The following is a 17,715-nucleotide window of genomic DNA, read 5'->3' on the forward strand; positions in this document are numbered from 1 at the left end:
ACAGGGCGATGACGGCAATCCTCGAGATGCGCGGCGTCAGCAAGAGCTTCGTGGGCGTGCAGGCGCTCCGCGACGTCAGCTTCACGGTCGAGGCGGGCGAGATCCACGCCCTGGTCGGCGAGAATGGCGCCGGCAAGTCGACCTTGATGAAGGTGCTGAGCGGCGTCTATCCCTATGGCCGCTATGAGGGCCAGATCATCTTCGAGGGCGAGGAGCGGCGCTTCCGCGACATCAACGATTCCGAGGCGCTCGGCATCATCATCATCCACCAGGAGCTCGCGCTGATCCCGCTGATGTCGATCGCCGAGAACATCTTCCTGTCGCATGCGCCGCAACGCTTCGGCGTCATCGATCGCGACGAGGTCTACCGGCGCACCCAGCAACTGCTGGCCCAGGTCGGCCTGAAGGAATCGCCGGATACGCTGATCACCGATCTCGGCGTCGGCAAGCAGCAATTGGTCGAGATCGCCAAGGCGCTGTCCAAGCGCGTCAAGCTCTTGATTCTCGACGAGCCGACCGCGAGCCTGAACGAGGCCGACAGCCAGGCGCTGCTCGACCGCCTCGTCACCTTCCGCGAGCAGGGCATCTCCTCGATCCTGATCACGCACAAGCTGAACGAGGTCGCCCGCGTCGCCGATCGCATCACGGTGCTGCGCGACGGCCGCAGCGTCGACAGCATCGACTGCCGCGCCGAGCCGGTCCTGGAGGACCGCATCATCAAGAGCATGGTCAATCGCGACATGGCGCACCGCTTCCCCGAGCGGCAGCCCAAGATCGGCGAGCCCGTGTTCACGGTCGAGAACTGGTCGGTCTACCACCCGCAGCATTCCGACCGCCAAGTGATCAAGAACGTCAACTTCCAGGTGCGCCGCGGCGAGATCGTCGGCATCGCCGGCCTGATGGGCGCGGGGCGCACCGAATTCGCCATGAGCCTGTTCGGCCGCTCCTGGGGCGTCAACATCACGGGCCGCGCCCGCCTCGAAGGCCAGGACGTCAATCTCAACAGCGTACCGGCGGCCATCGATGCTGGCCTCGCCTATGTCACCGAGGACCGCAAGCAGCTCGGCCTGATCCTGGCCGACGACGTGCGCAAGAACATCACCCTGGCGAGCCTATCCCAGGTCGCGCCGAACGGCGTGATCGACGACATCGCCGAGCTCAAGGCGGCGTCCGGCTACCGCGGCCGGATGCGCATCCGCTGCTCCGACGTCTATCAGGAGGCCGGCCAGCTCTCCGGCGGCAACCAGCAGAAGGTCGTGCTGTCGAAATGGCTGATGACCGATCCCAAGGTCTTGATCCTTGACGAGCCGACGCGGGGCATCGACGTTGGCGCAAAGTATGAGATTTACTGTATCATCCAGGAGCTCGCGGATGCCGGCCGGGGTGTTGTCGTGATCTCGTCGGAGATGCCGGAGCTGCTCGGAATCTGCGACCGCATCTGCGTGATGAATGACGGCGCCTTCGTCGGCGAGTTCGCCGGGCCGGAGGCGACGCAGGAAAAGATCATGCGCGCCATCATGCGTAACGAAACCATCAAGAACCAGGAGACGGCCGCGTAAGCGGTCGGGAGGACGCCAGCAATGACCGACAAGACGGTTTCGCTCCCGGAGGAGAAGTCGCATAGCGGCTTCCTGAAGAACAATCTGCGCAGCTACGGCATGCTGCTGTCGCTGTTCGTGATCATGCTGTTCTTCCAGTTCATGACCGACGGCACCCTGCTGCAGCCGCTCAACCTCACCAACCTGGTGCTGCAGAACAGCTACATCGTCATCATGGCGCTGGGCATGCTGCTGGTGATCGTGACCGGGCACATCGATTTGTCGGTCGGCTCGGTTGCGGGCTTCGTCGGCGCGGTCGCCGCCGTGCTGATGGTGCGCTATCACATCGACTTCCCGCTCGCGATCATCGCCTGCCTGATCGTCGGCGCCGCGATCGGCGCCGCGCAGGGCTATTGGGTGGCCTATTTCGGCATTCCCTCCTTCATCGTCACCTTGGCCGGCATGCTCGTGTTCAAGGGTCTGGCGCTGGCGCTGCTGCAGGGGCAGTCGGTCGGGCCGTTCCCGGGCACGTTCCAGAAGCTGTCGTCCGGCTTCATCCCTGAGTTCATGCCGAGCGCGGCGCACCTTTATCCCACGTCGCTCGCGATCGGCGCGGTGCTGACGCTCATTCTGGTCTATGCCAGCGTCAAGGGCCGCGCGCGCGAAGTGGAGCACGGCATCGAGGTCGAGCCGTTCGGCTTCTTCGCCGCCAAGAACGTCGTGCTGGCCGGCGCATTGATGTATTTCACCTACCTGATCGCCTCGCATCGCGGCCTGCCCAACGTGCTGGTCATCATGACCGCGCTGATCGCGCTGTACGGCTTCATGACGCGCCGCACGGTGATCGGCCGGCAGATCTATGCGGTCGGCGGCAACGCCAAGGCGGCCAAGCTGTCGGGTATCAAGACCGAGCGGCTGGTGTTCATGACCTTCGTCAACATGGGCGTGCTGGCCGCGCTGGCCGGCCTGATCTTCGCCGCCCGGCTCAACACCGCGACGCCGAAGGCCGGCCTCGGCTTCGAGCTCGACGTCATCGCGGCGTGCTTCATCGGCGGCGCCTCGGCCTATGGCGGCGTCGGACGGGTCGGCGGCGCTGTCATCGGCGCCATGATCATGGGCGTGATGAACAACGGCATGTCCATCCTCGGCATCGGCATCGACTATCAGCAGGTCATCAAGGGCCTGGTGCTGCTCGGTGCCGTCTGCATCGACGTCTACAACCAGCGCCGCTGAGCGCTATACGCTGCACATTCTCTGACAGGGCGTCTTAGCCGGGGCTCTTCGGCATCCACCATCGTCATTCCGGGGCGCGCGTCGCGCGAGCCCGGAATCCATCTGTCCTCATGCCCCCCGGTGGAATGGATTCCGGGCTCGCGCTGCGCGCGCCCCGGAATGACGAGGTCGAGTCCGTCGCCGACCTACACCACGTGGAAATTCGACACGCTGTCGTTGGCGAGCTGGGCGACGAGCTGCAGCTCCCAGTCGATATAGGCCTGCATCGCTTCCGCGGCGTTGTCGGTGCCCTCATAGGGACGCTTGTAGACGTCGTCGGCATGCGAGATCCATGAGGACCGATCGCTCTCCAGCACATGGCCGGCAGCCGTCCAGGCGCGCGTACCGCCGGTGAGCGCGCGGAGCTCACGCGTCGTTGCGGCACGTGCATCCGCAAGCGCAAAGGCCGCCTCGGCGCCGTCGTCACTTGTCAGCACGATCGGACCGTCGCCTGGCAGCTTGACGAGATCCGATGAAAAGCGCGACGCCAGCACGAAGTGTGCGCCCGGAATGTGTCCGGCCTTGTAGCTCGGACTGCGCGTGAGATCGACGATGGTCCACGCCGCCGCATCGGCCGCGAGTTGCTCGGCGCTGATCGCCGCGTCGCCAAGCTGCGGCAGCGGCGGTCGGCGTGCGGCGCGGATTTCGGTTTCGGTCGTTCCAACGACATCCGGTCCCACGACCGCCACGTCCCAGCCCATCTGCTTCAGCCATGACGCCGTCATGCGCGCGCGCACGCCGTCATCGTCGAACAGCACCAGGCGGGCGCCGCGCACGCCGACCCACTCGTCGGTCGCCTGCACCAGCTGGCCGCCCGGCGCCGACGCGAAGCCAGCCGGATGGCCGGCGGCGTAGTCCTCGGGCGTGCGAACGTCGAGGCAATACAGCGTGCGCGTCCCAGCCTCGGCCTGATAGCGCGCGAAGGTCGCGGCATCGAGCACGCCGACGCCGACGCGCTCGGCCCAGGCCTTGGCATCCGCCAGCGCGGTCGCGTAGCTCGCCTCTGGCCGCTCCAGCATGCGCGCGGTCCTGCCGCGCTCGACCTGATGGCCGGCAAGGGTCCAGCCGATGGTGCCGTTGCGCAACGCATAGATCTTGTTCGGCAGCCCGGCATTGATCAGCGACTGCGTGCCGATGATCGAGCGCGTGCGTCCGGCGCAATTGACGATGATCGTGGTGTCGGGCGACGGCGCGAGCTCGCGCGCCCGAAACGCCAGCTCGCCGCCGGGGACACTGACCCCGCGCGGAATGCTCATGGTGCGGTATTCCTCGAAGCGGCGGGCATCGAGCACGACCAGATTCGACTCGCGCTCGATCAGCGCCTTGGCTTCGTCGGCGGACAGAGACGGCGTGTGCCGGATGGCCTCGACCAGTTCGCCGAACGCCTTGCTCGGCACGTTGACGTCGCGAAACACCTCGCCATGCCGCGCATAGCCCGACAGCCCGCCAGCGAGGACCGACACGTCGGTGTAGCCCAGCGCCCGGATGCGCGGCACCGCGCGCGCGGCATAGCCTTCGCCATCGTCATAGACGACGACAGGTACATTCAGCCGCGGCACGAGATCGAGGATGCGCAGTTCGATCTGCGACAGCGGCAGCGACACCGCGAAGAACGGGTGCGACAGCGAGTAGGGGCCCTCCTCGCGGACATCGAGCAGCGCCACCTCCTCGCCGGAGCGCCAACGCCGCCGCAACTCGGTCGGTGTGATGATGCGGAAACCGTCAGGCGGCGGTGCGGTCGGGCCAGAGGTTGGGGACGGTGTCATTCGAATATCCGGAAATGAAGTCTCGGGCGGCGCCGGTCTCCGCATCGTACACCGCGCGGCGGATGCGGCCGATATTGCCGCCATAGACGTGGATGCTGATCGAGGAGCGGTCCGCCAGACCGTTGGAGATCGCGTGGATGTCGCCAATGTGTGGCGATACCGCGGCCGTTTGTCCAGCCCGCAGCCGCTCCGGCGCAGCCGCGCGCAACGTGCCGTCCGGCTGCCGCGCATAGCTGACCGAGAGTTCCTCGCCGCGCAGCACGCCGACGAGGCCCCAGACGCGATGGTCGTGCACCGGCGTGCCCTGGCCGGGGCCCCACACGAAGCTCACGATGGAGAACCGATCGAGCGGATCGGCATACAGCAGATATTGTCGGTAGCGGCCGCCGTCGGCGACCGCAAAGGCCTGAGGCAGCCAGTCGTCATGCGCGACCAGCTCCTTCAGTTTCGGTGCGAGCGCGGCGAGCAGCTCTGGCTCTTTTGTCGTGCTTGCGACGAGGCGTGCCGTATCGGCGACGAAGTCGCGGAAGCGCGCAATGTCAGTCATGTCGGACTCGTGTCGTATCGAGGCGGGAGGCTGCCGATGGGGGGCGCGATGGGCGAGGGATCTGGTCCCACTCAGACGTGAGGGCCGAGCATCGCGATGTAGAACAGGTCCTCGTTGGACAACTCGGCGGCCGGGCGGCGCCGGGTGAGGATGTCGTGCGCTTTGAGACGGCCGTCAGCACGCCCTTGCGGCAGCAAATGACCGAGCCAGCCTCCGAACCATGAGACGTAGCGCATGAGAGCCTCCGCGCGGTTTGATCACGTCCTTGATATCACGCCTCGACCGGCATCGAACAGAGCCCGGCACGGCTCCGCATCGCTTTGGCAGATCATGCCTGCTGAAGCAGCTCGTCGGCAAATTCCTTTTCCGCATCGTACGCGTCGCGCTGCTCTGCTTCTCCATCGGTCGCGTCTGCGCCGGCATTCCGGCCCGTCAGGCTTTCGTGCCAATGGGTGCGGAATGCCATCCATGATGCGTGATCCTGGAAGGCAACCTCGGCGAACCACTCGACCGTGACGGCGCCGCTCGGCCAGTAGCGTTCCTGGTCATGCCAGCACACGACAGGCCAGCGCGGATTGCGGTAGGAGCGGCCGGTCTCATCATGCAGCGATGGCCGGCCGAGATGATTGATCAGCCATGACATCACCTCGGGCAGGAACGTGGCGGCAAACGACACGCCATGGCGGCCGAGCCGCTGCGGCATGCGCATGACGCGCTGATCGATGATGGCGAAGGCCGGCGGCACGGCGCCGACGTTGAACTGCCTGATCATCAGCAGACGGAAGCCGCAGTCGCAGAGCTCGGCGGGAACGGCATGGATCGCCGTCGGCTGCAGCGGAGCCGTTATGTTCATACCAGTACTCCCTTCGCCTGTCCGAGCGCGAGGTCGATGGCCTGCTGCAACGCTGTGCGCGTCGGCACATCGCTGCGTTTCAGATAGGCGGTCAGAGCGCGTGCCATCCCTGTCTCCCGTCGGCATCTGCACGTTGCTGGTCGCAGCCTGCGCAGATCGCCTTGCGTGGAGACGGACATCCGGTCCAAATCCGACGCGACGAAAATCAACAATCCCCGACATTGCTGCCGGTCAGGGAGGACACATCAAGTTTCGTGCCAGATGCGGCGGTCAGTGGAGGCGATGGCCGTCGGCGTCGTCTTCCGGTGTCGCGAGCTGCGCGATCGGGCTGGATTGGTGGTGGATCATCCGCCAGGCGCCGTCGATGCGCGCGAAGTGATTGGCCGCGGCGAGCGCCGCGCCGTCCACCAGCTCGATGCAGAGCACGTGACCATGATCGCCGTCGACGATCGCGTGCGGATCCGCGCAGACGATGTTCGGCCGACCCGGGTTGGCGAGGATGTCGCGCCAGCTGCCGATCACGGCGGCGCGGCCGACGATCGCCGGCCAGCCGGGATGAATGCAGGAGACGCCGTCGCGATCGGCCCAGAGGGCGACGAGCGCCGCGAAATCACCGTCCGTGAAGGCGGCATAGAAGGCCGCATTGGCGGCCAGGATCTCGCGGTCATCGCTCATTGTGATGGCGTGAGCCAAGCCGGTGCGAAAATCAAGCAATGTTTGGAAACGCACATCCGCGCGCCTGCGAAAACTTGCAAGCTTTTTGCAGGACGCGGTCGAGACGCGATCGCAACGCATCAGCCGAGGTCCTGCCATGCTCGAAACGGCCATTGTCGGAGGTGGATTGTGCGGAATGGCACTTGCGCGCAGCCTGCAGCGCGGCAGCACGTTCGCTTTGTTCGAAGCCCGACATCGCCTGGGCGGACGGGTGCTGTCGGCCAGGAGCAAGGCGGGGCTTGCGCTTGACCTCGGCCCGGCCTGGTTCTGGCCGGACACCCAGCCGCTGCTGGCCAGCCTGGTCGCAGAGCTCGGCCTGTCCGACTTTGCCCAGCACGATGACGGCACGGTCCTTCATCTGGAAGAGGCGGACAAGCCGGCCGAGCAGATCAGCGGGCCGCCGGTCCACCAGGGCGCGCGTCGGCTCTCCGGCGGCATGACGAAATTGATCGAGGCGCTGGCGCGCGATCTGCCGCAGCCCTTCATCCATCTCGGCCATGAGCTGATGCGTATCGTCGATTGCGGCACGCATGTGCGGCTGATCTTCGCCACAGCAACGGAATCGGTCGCGATCGAGGCCAGGCGCGCCGTGCTCGCGCTGCCGCCGCGGCTGCTGATCGACCACGTCGGCTTCTTTCCCGCGTTGGACGACGCGACCTTCGAGGCGATGCGTGGCGCCGAGACCTGGATGGCTGCGCAGGCCAAGGTCGTGATCGCCTACGACCAGGCGCATTGGCGCGACCAGGGCCGGTCCGGCAATGCATTCGTCAGCCACGAGCAGGCCGTGATCGGCGAGATCTTCGATGCCTGCGATGCCGGCGGCGACCGCGCTGCGCTCGGCGGCTTCCTCGCGTTCCCGCCCGATCTGCGCGCGACCTTCAGCGTCGGGCTGCCGTTGCTGATGGACAGCCAGATGGTGCAACTGTTCGGCTCCGCGCTGGAAGGCGGCGAGCAGCACTATCAGGACTGGGCGGCCGAGCGCTTCACCTGCAGCGCACTGGATCGCACCACGCCGCGCGGCGAGCACAGCGAGATCGCCAATCCGATGCTGCGGCGGGCGCTATGGGACGGGCGGTTGCATCTCGGTGGCGCCGAAACCGCAAGCCACGCGGCCGGCTATCTCGAAGGTGCCCTGAACGCCGCCAGGCGCATCGAGCGCGCGATGGCCCGGGTGATCGGCGAGACCGCCGGGCCGCGCCCGGCCGCGGCGATCGGCGACGGGCTGTCGGGCAACGCAGCGAGCCTCGCCTCGTTCGGCGCCTGGGTTGCCGCGCAGCGTGATGCCGCGTTCGACGACTATCGGCAGCGGCTCAACCGCAGCCTCGCCGCGCAGCAGCGCGAACAACTGACGCAGCTCGCGCTTCTCGGGGCCACCGAGCAGGTGTTCGCTGCGGCGCTGCAGGTGCTGGACGCACTGACCTTCGACATGCGCGACGTCGCCGTCGAACGCGGTCGCTCCGCCCTGATGCCCGAGATCCAGAAGCCGTTTCGCGATGTCATGCAGTCGCTGCTCGACGATGCCATAGCGTTCAACCGCACCTCCTGCGCGTTGTCGAACTTTCCGTTCGAGCACAAGCCGTCGAAGGATTATCTGCAGACGATCCTGCGCGACATCGCCGCCGCCTGGCAGGAGTTCTCGCTCGCCGCGAACCGTCTGCTGCTGACGAAGGCGGAAGCGGCGATGCGCCCGCCGACGAGAGTGTCGTCGTGAGTCGGACGGCATCGAGGTGCGAACCATGAAGCTGCAGATCGAACGCACCACCATCGAGACGATGGCGGCGGCCTTTCCGCACCTTGCTCCGCTCATGGAGCAGTTGCGCTTCGGCGACAAGGTCGAGGTCAACCTCGCGCAGCTCGCGGGCGCCGAGCTCGACTTCCTGCGCGACAGCTACCGTGGAGCGGTGACCGATGTCCGGCGCCCGCCGTCGGCTATATCAGCCCCAGATGTGGTGCAATGCGTGGTGGTGATGATCGACGACGGTCGAAGAATGCGCCGCTGCCGTGGTGTGGGTGGAGGTCGAGTTGTGGGCGGCGGCCGTCGTGTTGTTGTGGTGATGGTGCGAAGAGCCTTGAGTGGTCGTCTTGGTGGTCGTCGATGTCGTATTGCCGGTGGCGTTGGTCGCGGTCGTCGTCCCGGCCTTGGTCGTGGTTCCGCCGCTCGATGTCGCGGCCGTGGACGTGCTGGTACCGCCGGTGCCGTTTGCGATGTTCGGCGTGGCCGTGACCTTCGTCGTCCCCTGGGCGAGGCCGGCGACCGATGTCGCCTTGGAGACCGTCGTTGCCGATCCGACATAGGTCGCGCCGCCGATCGCGATGTTGTTGCCGCTGACGTCGTTCGCGTCGGCGACGAAGCCTTCGCCGGCAGCCGTCAGCATCGCGAGGTCCGAAGTGAGCGCCGCGCCGGTATCCCCGTTCAGGATGCCCTGCAGTCCTTTGATGGCGGTGGCGGAGTCCGCCTGCAGCGTGCCATTGTTGAGCTCGTTGTCGAAACGGCCCTGGAACACGGCGCCCTGGGCGGCATCGAAGCTGGCGCCGAAATTGTTGTAGTTCTCGATCTGCGTGATCAGCGCCTGGCTGGCCGTACCGCTGCCGTTCACGATCGCCATCAGTTGCGCGTTGATCGTGTTCGCCTCGGCGACGAAGGTGGCCCAGAAATTGGTTTGCGCCTGATTGTCTTGGAACCGCGTGACCGTGCCGGTGAGGCCGTCCGGATCCTCGGCGAAGCCGCCGGTGTGGCCCGGATTGCCGTTACCGCCGGCCGCGACGTTCAAAGCGGCGTCGTTCTGGACGATGTCGATGATGTCGAGCAGATTGTCCGCCGTGCCCCGCAGCGCGGTGGTGTTTCCGGTCGCGGCGGCGGCATCGTATTTCTCGAGCTGCAGCGTGACCTGATTCAGCACCGTCTGGAGGTGAAGCGTCGTGGCGGCTGCCGCGTTGGTGGTTTCTCCGGCTTCGATCTGCGCGAGCAGGGTCGCGTTGGCGAGGATGGCCGTGAGGCCCGATTGCACCGCCGTCAGGTCGTTGGTCACTTGGGTCAGATTGGTCGCGTTGATGCCGCCGGAGATGACGCTCACTGCGGCATTGAAGACCTCGCCGACCACCTTCAGGCTGGTGCCCGCCGTCGCGGCCGCGAGCGTGGTCGGATCGTCTGCGCCTGCCGGCAGGTTCTGGAACGCAACGTCGGTCGCGCCGGTATTGGCGGTGAAGGTGACGTTGTTGAGTGCCGCCGACAGATGCGCGTCGTTGTTGATCTCCGACAGGATCTCGGTCTGCAACGCGTGGATGGTCTGCGACGCCGCCGACAATGTCGTCGCATTCGTGGTCTGCGCGGCCGCGGTCAGCAGCGTGCCGAGCTGGGTCTGGACGTTGGTCAGCGCGGCGATGTCTGTGGAGTTCAGCGCAAACGTCTCGCCACCGATCGTCACGTCGTTCGGGTTGGCCAGGATGGCCGCGATATCGTTCTGCACCGCATGGATGTCAGTGGTGTAGTTCGACAGGAAGGTGTTCGAATTGCCGCTGCCTTGACTGCCGGAATAGAGGCCGAGCGAGATGCGAACGGCGTCGTCGAAGACGACGCCGGCTTGAACCAGATCGGTCGACAGATTGAGCGCACTCGCTCGCGTGAGCAGGTTGGACGTGCCGTTGGCGAGCGCAGTCGCATTGAAGTTGGTGGCCATTCGATCGTCTCCTCGCACTTTACTGCTGTCGCGGCATGACAATCCTGGTCGGCAATGCATCTGCGTTCGCCTGTATCGCTTCGATGCAGGTCGTCGGGATGGTGCATGTCGTGACGTGAGGAGCTTTGTAGTTACACAATCGGGCCGTCGGCCGCTGCAAAGTCGTCATCGAACGGGCAGCGGGCCGGCTTTCCAGTCTGTTTGTTTCTGTCTGGCGGAGGAGAAATATTCGTTGGGCGCGTGCGACGTTCTGCCGCATGCCTGATTGGGCGCTGCATCCTGCTCGTCGGTGAATAGAATCATTTGCAACTAACAGTGCCGCGCTTCGTGATGATGCGCGGCTGAAAGAATATAGCGTTGGCGTGCCCCGCCGCTGATGCCTCGTGACATGCCTGCGCTGAAGAGCGGCGCACGACGGCTTGCAATATCTGCAGTTCGGATGTATGAGCGTCGCCCGTTTCAATACCCAAAGCGTTCAACGCGAGAGGCCATCAGCCATGTCAAGTCCACTGTGCGCGACACGATCCGTGCCGACGCCCGCAGTGCGTTCGGCTGACAGTCACTCCATCATGTTGAACGACCATGGCACAGTCATTGATGGCGCGCCGGCGGGAGGCCGAGCGCGCGCGGGTTGAAGCCTATCAGCTGACGCTGCGCCGCGCGGTGCGGCCGACGCGTTCGCCGCCGGATCTGCACAATGCGATCCGCGAGGCGCGGCGCGGCTTCGAGGCTGACATCATTCGCGATCCAGAAGGCTGGAAGCCCCAGTTGAAGACGCGCGACGCCGCGCGGCTGCGGCTGGCGGCTGCGCGTCATCTGTTTGGCCGCTATTCGGTGGCCCAGCACCTGGAGCTGATCTGGATCGATGACGGCGGGCTCGGCCGCGACGAGACGATCCTGCGCAAGCGCTGGTACATCGCGGTCGCCGGCGGCGGCTCGCTGTACAAGGCAGGCGCCTCGGCTTGGCTGTCGCGCAAGGAGGTTCACGCCTTTCTCCATCCGCTCGGGCAGGTCGGCTTCGACGAGGCGATATGGCAGGCGATCGCGCGGTCCTACACGAGCGATCCGGCGATCGTGTTGCGGATCGCCCGGTCCAGGATTGCGCGGACGCCGCGCGGCGAGATCGCGTTCTGGCGCGAGGCGACGCAGTTCTTCTGCGCACATCCGACGACGGGCGAGGAGATCGACGATCTCTGCGACTACATCGCGCATCGTCGCCGGCGCGAGCGCCAGTTCAGCCTCAAGGGCCGCTCGCTGGCCGCGCTGCGCCGGCTGATGAACGCATGGCATCGTGATCTCGCGGTGATCGCGCGCATCGAGGCGGCGCGCCGGCGGGCCGAGATCGCCCGTGGCCGCATGGCGGCACGGACCGCGGAGCCAGCGCATTGGCCGGGGGCCGCGCTGACGGACTGGTCATGGAGCCCGTCGAAGGGCTCGGCCACGCGCGACGCGTATGTCATCATGCAGTTGCGGACCGCCGAGGATCTCGTCGCGGAGTCCAGGGCGATGCATCACTGTGTCGCGAGCTACGCGGACAAGTGCATTGCCGGCCACGCCTCGATCTGGTCGCTGCGCTATCGTCACGCCGGCAAGACGCAGCGGCTGCTGACGATCGAGCTCAACCCGCGGCACCGCGCGGTTCAGATCCGCGGCTTCGCCAACCGCGTCGCTAACGCGGACGAGCGCAAGGTCCTGGAGCGCTGGGCCAAGGCGCGCGGGATCGAGCTGCCGCAGACATGAGCTGCGTCGCCCCTGCCGGGCGACGCAGCTCGTACGTCGCCATCAATGTCCGTCGATCGCGGCCGCCTTGGCGCCGCCGGCGACGGAGTAGCGCATCGGGACCTTGCGGGTCTTCAAAAAGGCTTCCAGCGTCTCGCCGCGGAAGGCTGCGTAGACCTCCGGGTTGGAGACGCCGATCACCGCCGCCATCTTCTCCAGCACGAAGAAGCTGACCCCCCGCCTGATCATCTCGATCCAGCGGCGGTTGCGGATCAGGTCGCGCTCCTCGTCCGTGAGACCGTGCTCGTCCGCCAGCGCGTCGAATTCCGCAACGAATCTCGCGCGATGCGCGGGGATCACGAGCCGGTGCAGGAAGTCGTTGATGCGGAAATTGGCCTGGCTGCGGCCATGGGTGAAGGGATAGGTGCCAGCCAGCGTCTCGGCGCCCGCGAGCTCATGTCCGATATGCGCGCGATAGGCCGCGACCTCCCGCGGGTCGGGCGCGCCGCCGAGATCGTCGAACACGAGGGTAGCGATGTTGGTCACCGACGGTGCGTAGGTCTGCCTGTGCACGAGCTTCACGTTCTCGGACAGCGCGCCGCGCATGATCAGCCACATGATCACCTCGGCGCCTTCCATGCCGCCCTTGATCGCATAGTCGGCGATCCGCATCGCAGTGAGCCGCTCCGGGTCCTTTTCCAGCAGATCGAGGAATTCGTTGTCCCAGTCCTCGTTGAGAAAGCCGGCGCGCTCGCCGTGAACCTGGTGCGACAGCCCGCCGGTGGCGAAGATCGCCACTTTCAGGTCTTCCGGATAGCTCTCGATCGCCTTGCGCAGGGTCTTGCCGAGCTTCCACATCCGCTTCGCATTGGGAATCGGCAGCTGCAGCACGCCGACCTGCAGCGGCACCACCATGCCCGGCCACGCGCCGCTGGCATCGCCCATCATCGACAGCGGCGACAGCAGGCCGTGATCGACCGGCTTGCCCTGGAAGAACGACATGTCGAACTCGTCCGCCATCATCGCCATCGCGATGTGCTGCGACAGGCCGAGATGGCCCTTCGCCGGCGGCACGTTGCGCGGTCCGCCGCCTTCGTCGGCGGCGACATAGCGGTCGTCAATGCCGAGCGCGAAGGCGGAGTAGTGATCGAAGAAGAACGAGGTGATGTGATCATTGTAGATCATGAACAGGACGTCGATGTCCTTCTGCTTCACCCAGTCGCGCACGACCGCGAAGCCGTCGAAGATCGGCTTCCAGGCCGGGTCGTTCTGCTTGTTGGTGTCGCGTGCGAAGCCGATGGTGGGCGAGTGCGATGCGCCGATGCCGCCGATGATCCGGGCCATGTGTCCCTCCGCGAATGGGCCGCCGCTGACTGTCACTCGCGGCCGCGCCGGGACGGACCATACGAAGTTTCCCCTGCTAGACAATCATGCTAACGTGCACGGATCGTTTCTCTCGATGAACGAGTGGCTCTCGGATGAAATGGCGGATCGAGGACATTCCTGTTTTCCATGCGGTGGTGGCGACCGGCGGCATGACCGGCGCCTCGCGGTCCCTGGGCATGCCGAAATCCTCGGTCAGCAAATCGGTCGCCCGGCTCGAACAGGATCTCGGCATCCGGCTGTTCGACCGCAACTCGCGGCGCGTCCGGGTGACCCGCGAGGGCGAGCTGTTCTTCCAGCAATGTCAGAAGATCCTGGATCAGGTCTCGGAGGCCGACGCGGTCATGACCGGGCTGGTCGGCGTGCCCAGCGGCCGGCTCTCGGTGGCGCTGCCGCCGGCGTTCTGCGAGGAGATCCTGGCGCCGCAGCTCGCCGAATTCCACCGCCGCTATCCGCGCATCGAGCTCGATGTCGAGGCAACCACGCGCGCGATCGACATGCTGGCCGACCGCTTCGACATCGCGGTCGTGGTCGGCGTGCAGGAGAATTCCGAGCTGGCGCAGAAGGTGCTGATCGGCGGCCGCCTGATCTGGGTGACCAGCCCCGCCTATCTCGCCGCGCACGACATCGGCGAGGACGTCCGCGCGCTGGAGCGCCATCTCATGATCTGCGAGCGGCGCTATGGCGATCGCACCCTGATGATCAAGCAGCACGGCCATCTCGTCCGCTTCGACGTCGGTGCGCATGTCGCCCGCATCAACAATCCGCTGGCGGTGCGCCGGGCCGTCGCCCACGGCGCCGGCATTTCCTTTCTGCCGGAGCACTATTGCGTCGAGTTGCTCGGCGAGGGCCGGCTGGTCGAGATCGGCAGGGGGGTCGCGTTCGACACCCGCGCCGCCCAGCTGACCGCGATCTTTCCGAGCCGCAAGCTGATCTCCTCGCGCGCCCGCGCCTTCCTCGACTTCCTCGAGGAGATCTGCGCCGCGTCCGCGCACACCCTGATCGGTCAGACCTGAGGTGCGCCGTCCGCCTGTCTCACGCAAGCCGATGGAATGACGGCGGCAATGGCTCTCGCACCAGCTCGCTCAGATTGAGCGTTTCACCGCTGTCGGCGATATCCGAGAACAGCACCTCGATGAAGGGATGCTGCCGGTTGGATGCGGCGCCGCGCCGATATTTCCTGCTCACGATCCGCTCGATCGCAGCAAGGTTCAATTGTCCCAGCGCATTGTATTGGACACGAAACAGGCTCTGCCGGCCGCCCGTGTGCTCGATCGACTCGGCCCAGATGTCCATCACCTTGCGGCTGACGAAGGCCTCGACGCCGACGGCGCCATCTTGGGCGAGCAGGCGCAATCCGTCCATCGTATGCGGCTGCTCATCGACGCGAAATTGGCTCAGCGACATCGGAGATCCCTTTCTGTTGCGTGCATCGGCGGTCTCACGGGAGAGTCGAGAACGGCGATCGGCGCGTCGAACGTGTAGGAGAGCCCTGACGGCGCATAGGTCAACTGAACCTCGCCGCCGAGCTGCACGCCGAGCGTTTCGATCAGCCGGGTTCCGAAGCTTCGGCTGGCGGGCTGTTGAACGACCGGGCCGTGTCTTTCGGTCCAGGCGAAGCGGACCCGGCGTTGGTCGACGGTCCAAAGCAGATCGACGCGTCCTTCCGGCACGGACAGCGCGCCGAACTTCAGGGCGTTCGTGCATAGCTCGTTGAGCGTCATCGCGAGGGCGATGACGGCATCCGGCGTCACCAGCACGTCGGGTCCGGTGATCGCAAAGCGTGAGTCGTCGGGCGTGTCGAAGGCCTGGACGGACGTACGAATCACCGTGCGGAGATCGCCGCTGGACAATTTCGCTTGCAGGAGGAGATCGTGTGCCCGTCCGAGGGCCAGGAGCCGCCCGGAGATGGCATGCTGTGCATCCTTGGTCGCCGGCACGTTGCGGAGGCTCTGGGAGACGATGGCGGTGACGGTCGCGAGCGTATTCTTGATGCGATGGTGCAGCTCCTCGAGAATGAGCTTTTGCAGCCTGCTCGCCGTCTCGCGTTCTCTCGCCTCGATTTCGGCCTGCTCGGACCGGGTCTTGGCATTGCTCTCGGCCTCGGCGAGCAGGCGCTTCAGCCCGATGATTTCCGTCAGCAGAAAGTCGGGATCCACGACCGTGCCGTGAGGAGGCTCTGTGGTGAGGTTGATCTCGAGCATTGGCTGACATGTCCTTGCACCGGATGCCGCCCTCGGCGGGCACGATGGTACGCAGGAGCAGGCCGCCCCAGCGTCACTTCGTTCGCGAACGGACACTTCCGTTGAAATGCCCGAGTATCTCGGCGGCGTTTGCGAGGATGGTCGCCTTCCTGATCGCGGCAGCGCGCTCGCCGCCTTGCTGCATCAGGCCCGCCGTCTCCAGCGCATTCTCCGCCCTGGTGGCGAGCGTCGCGTGTAGCGATGACCGCTCTCGCTTGGCCGGCTCAGACGGCTTGTCGGGGTGACCTGGCGCAAGCGCCCCGCTGCGAACGGCGGCCACCGGATCAGAATCGCGGCGACGATCGGCAGCCCAAAGAATGGCGGCGCCAGGAGCGGTCGCACCAACCACGCGCGCACTGGACGTGGTGGTATTCGAAGAGGTGTTCGAAGTTTTCGACATGCTGTCCGCCTTCTGGTCGCGGCGGGAGCGCATGGCTCTCAGTCACCGATGGCAGCCGGGGGACGCGCGGTGATCATCAACATATGGTGTGTGCGCGCGCAATAGCGAGGTCCAGCCGAAATTATTTGCCGTGAGGATCTGGTCGCCGCCATCGCCTGAAGCGAGAGCGAGTCTGGCCCTGCGGCTCATCCGACGTTCGTAGCATCGTTGCATCGACATGCGAACGTCGGACGCTTGGCTCATTTGTAGATCATGTGCAGTCCTGATCACGATGCCTTGGCACGAGTCAGACGTCGGACGTGTTATCGGCCGATTCCGACGCTCACGCCGGGCGCGTGGATGCCGATGCCGCCACGATCTTCATAGTCACGTCCTTCATAGCCACGCCGCTCGTGCCGGCCATAGCCGTAGGCGCCGCGGTCTTCGCGGATGATGACACGGCGTTCGCGGCCTTGGCGCCAGCAGCGGCCGTTCTCGTTGCAGACCATGCGAACCTGCTGGATGCTGCTCTCCGGGAGGATCGATATTCCGGCCGTGAGCGGGGCAGCGGAGGCGGCTGCAGCCATCAATGTGCTCGCGGCGGCTGCGAGCGTGATCGTAAGAATCTTCATGGTCATGACATGACTCCGGGTGCGGGGATTGCGTCATGGAACCAATCTGCTGGCCATCCCATGGTTCCCCGGCGGTGGCATTTGTTTTGGCGTCGAAGGGCTGCCTGTGCGGCGCTGTGGCGACATCGGACAGGACGCTGTTGGTCTCGAGCGGCACACGGACGGGCATGCCCGTCAGGTAACGACCCGCGCCGCTGATGACTTGGGCGAGGAAGCAGTTTAAGAAGCGCGGCTCTTGAATCCGCAGGGTCGGGCGAGGAGGCCGCGATGAATTTGCGCGAGCAGTGGGAAGCAGAGGCCGGCCGGTGGCTCGCCTGGGCGAGAGCGCCGGGTCACGACAGCTTCTGGCGCCACCATCGCGAGCAATTCAGCCGCTTGCTGCCGCCGCCCGGTGCGCTCACGCTCGACATCGGCTGCGGCGAGGGCAGGCTGTCGCGACATCTCGCCTCCGAAGGGCACAGAGTGGTCGGCGTCGATGCATCGCCGTCGTTGATCGCCGCGGCCCGGGCGGCCGATCCCACGATCGGCGTCGTGCGTGCGGACGCGGCCGCGCTGCCGCTGGCCGATGCATGCGCGGATCTCGCGATCGCCTTCATGTCGCTGCAGGACGTTGACGCGATGCCGGCCGCGGTGCGCGAGCTTGCGCGGGTTCTCAGGCGCGGCGGCCGCTTCTGCATGGCGATCGTCCACCCGCTCAACTCGGCCGGGCGGTTCGCGAGCCTGGCATCGGATGCGCCCTTCGTCATCCAGGGCAGCTATCTGGACTCCTACACCTTCAGCGACGCAATCGAGCGCGACGGGCTCAGCATGACCTTCCACAGCGCGCATCGCCCGCTGCAGAGCTATTTCGAAGCGCTGGAAGCGGAGGGATTCCTGATCGAGGCGCTGCGCGAGCCGTCCATTCCCGAAGCGATTATCACCCGCGACAGCAGCCGGCGCTGGCTGCGCGTGCCGCTATTCCTGCATCTGCGGTGCCTGCGCCCGTGACGCCG

The 17,715-nt window shown here is 66.0% G+C and carries 17 protein-coding genes; 6 read left to right on the top strand and 11 right to left on the bottom strand.

What is annotated here, in order from left to right:
• The first annotated feature begins 8 nt into the window (after positions 1-8).
• Together mmsA and mmsB are read left to right on the top strand one after the other, a co-directional pair.
• Positions 9-1,559 (top strand): multiple monosaccharide ABC transporter ATP-binding protein, encoded by a 1,551-nt coding sequence (gene mmsA / locus QX041_RS30760; protein ID WP_316167683.1) that lies wholly within the window; start codon positions 9-11, stop codon positions 1,557-1,559.
• 21 nt (positions 1,560-1,580) lie between these two features.
• Positions 1,581-2,771, top strand: a complete 1,191-nt coding sequence (mmsB, locus tag QX041_RS30765) for a multiple monosaccharide ABC transporter permease (protein WP_316167685.1) — start codon at positions 1,581-1,583, stop codon at positions 2,769-2,771.
• A gap of 185 nt (positions 2,772-2,956) precedes the next feature.
• On the opposite strand, the gene QX041_RS30770 is transcribed toward mmsB, so the two are convergent.
• The 5 genes from QX041_RS30770 to QX041_RS30790 all read right to left on the bottom strand — a co-directional run bounded on the left by QX041_RS30770 (position 2,957) and on the right by QX041_RS30790 (position 6,651).
• Positions 2,957-4,576, bottom strand: a complete 1,620-nt coding sequence (locus QX041_RS30770) for a rhodanese-like domain-containing protein (RefSeq protein WP_316167687.1) — start codon at positions 4,574-4,576, stop codon at positions 2,957-2,959.
• A complete protein-coding gene (locus QX041_RS30775) occupies positions 4,533-5,123 on the bottom strand; it encodes a cysteine dioxygenase (RefSeq protein WP_316167689.1) in 591 nt (196 codons plus the stop codon). Before QX041_RS30775 ends, QX041_RS30770 begins: the two co-directional genes overlap by 44 nt.
• Before the next feature lie 71 nt (positions 5,124-5,194).
• On the bottom strand, positions 5,195-5,359 hold the full coding sequence (locus QX041_RS30780; protein ID WP_316167691.1) for a hypothetical protein: 165 nt from the start codon (positions 5,357-5,359) through the stop codon (positions 5,195-5,197).
• A 92-nt stretch (positions 5,360-5,451) separates the two neighbouring features.
• On the bottom strand, positions 5,452-5,970 hold the full coding sequence (locus QX041_RS30785; protein ID WP_316167726.1) for a hypothetical protein: 519 nt from the start codon (positions 5,968-5,970) through the stop codon (positions 5,452-5,454).
• 276 nt (positions 5,971-6,246) lie between these two features.
• Positions 6,247-6,651: a nuclear transport factor 2 family protein gene (locus QX041_RS30790; RefSeq protein ID WP_316167693.1), complete on the bottom strand. Its 405-nt coding sequence runs from the start codon at positions 6,649-6,651 to the stop codon at positions 6,247-6,249.
• A 136-nt stretch (positions 6,652-6,787) separates the two neighbouring features.
• Between QX041_RS30790 and QX041_RS30795 the strand changes: the two genes are divergently transcribed.
• Positions 6,788-8,401 carry a flavin monoamine oxidase family protein gene (locus QX041_RS30795; RefSeq protein ID WP_316167695.1) on the top strand — a complete coding sequence of 538 codons (1,614 nt, stop codon included), beginning with the start codon at positions 6,788-6,790 and terminating at the stop codon, positions 8,399-8,401.
• 223 nt (positions 8,402-8,624) lie between these two features.
• Here QX041_RS30795 and QX041_RS30800 read toward each other — a convergent pair whose 3' ends face one another.
• Entirely contained in the window at positions 8,625-10,367 is a 1,743-nt protein-coding gene (locus QX041_RS30800; protein ID WP_316167696.1) for a hypothetical protein, read from the bottom strand.
• 582 nt (positions 10,368-10,949) lie between these two features.
• On the opposite strand from QX041_RS30800, the gene QX041_RS30805 reads away from it, so the two are divergent.
• Complete coding sequence (locus tag QX041_RS30805; RefSeq protein WP_316167697.1) at positions 10,950-12,107, top strand: PcfJ domain-containing protein; 1,158 nt, start codon at positions 10,950-10,952, stop codon at positions 12,105-12,107.
• A 42-nt stretch (positions 12,108-12,149) separates the two neighbouring features.
• On the opposite strand, the gene QX041_RS30810 is transcribed toward QX041_RS30805, so the two are convergent.
• Entirely contained in the window at positions 12,150-13,430 is a 1,281-nt protein-coding gene (locus tag QX041_RS30810) for a gallate dioxygenase (protein WP_315827033.1), read from the bottom strand.
• 134 nt (positions 13,431-13,564) lie between these two features.
• Here QX041_RS30810 and QX041_RS30815 point away from each other — a divergent pair, with 134 nt between their 5' ends.
• Positions 13,565-14,485 (top strand): LysR family transcriptional regulator, encoded by a 921-nt coding sequence (locus QX041_RS30815; protein ID WP_315750345.1) that lies wholly within the window; start codon positions 13,565-13,567, stop codon positions 14,483-14,485.
• Positions 14,486-14,504: 19 nt separating this feature from the next.
• Here the strand turns inward: QX041_RS30815 and QX041_RS30820 are convergent, their stop codons facing one another.
• The 4 genes from QX041_RS30820 to QX041_RS30835 all read right to left on the bottom strand — a co-directional run bounded on the left by QX041_RS30820 (position 14,505) and on the right by QX041_RS30835 (position 16,723).
• Complete coding sequence (locus QX041_RS30820; protein ID WP_315750346.1) at positions 14,505-14,876, bottom strand: signal transduction histidine kinase; 372 nt, start codon at positions 14,874-14,876, stop codon at positions 14,505-14,507.
• Positions 14,867-15,673, bottom strand: a complete 807-nt coding sequence (locus QX041_RS30825) for a sensor histidine kinase (protein ID WP_315718223.1) — start codon at positions 15,671-15,673, stop codon at positions 14,867-14,869. Before QX041_RS30825 ends, QX041_RS30820 begins: the two co-directional genes overlap by 10 nt.
• Before the next feature lie 73 nt (positions 15,674-15,746).
• Positions 15,747-16,145, bottom strand: coding sequence for a hypothetical protein (locus QX041_RS30830; RefSeq protein WP_315750347.1), 399 nt, complete (start codon positions 16,143-16,145; stop codon positions 15,747-15,749).
• A 269-nt stretch (positions 16,146-16,414) separates the two neighbouring features.
• A complete protein-coding gene (locus tag QX041_RS30835) occupies positions 16,415-16,723 on the bottom strand; it encodes a hypothetical protein (RefSeq protein ID WP_315718257.1) in 309 nt (102 codons plus the stop codon).
• Between the two features lie 267 nt (positions 16,724-16,990).
• Here QX041_RS30835 and QX041_RS30840 point away from each other — a divergent pair, with 267 nt between their 5' ends.
• Positions 16,991-17,710: a class I SAM-dependent methyltransferase gene (locus QX041_RS30840; protein WP_315718225.1), complete on the top strand. Its 720-nt coding sequence runs from the start codon at positions 16,991-16,993 to the stop codon at positions 17,708-17,710.
• Positions 17,711-17,715: the final 5 nt, after the last annotated feature.

This window comes from Bradyrhizobium sp. SZCCHNRI2009, assembly GCF_032485115.1.
GTDB lineage: Bacteria > Pseudomonadota > Alphaproteobacteria > Rhizobiales > Xanthobacteraceae > Bradyrhizobium.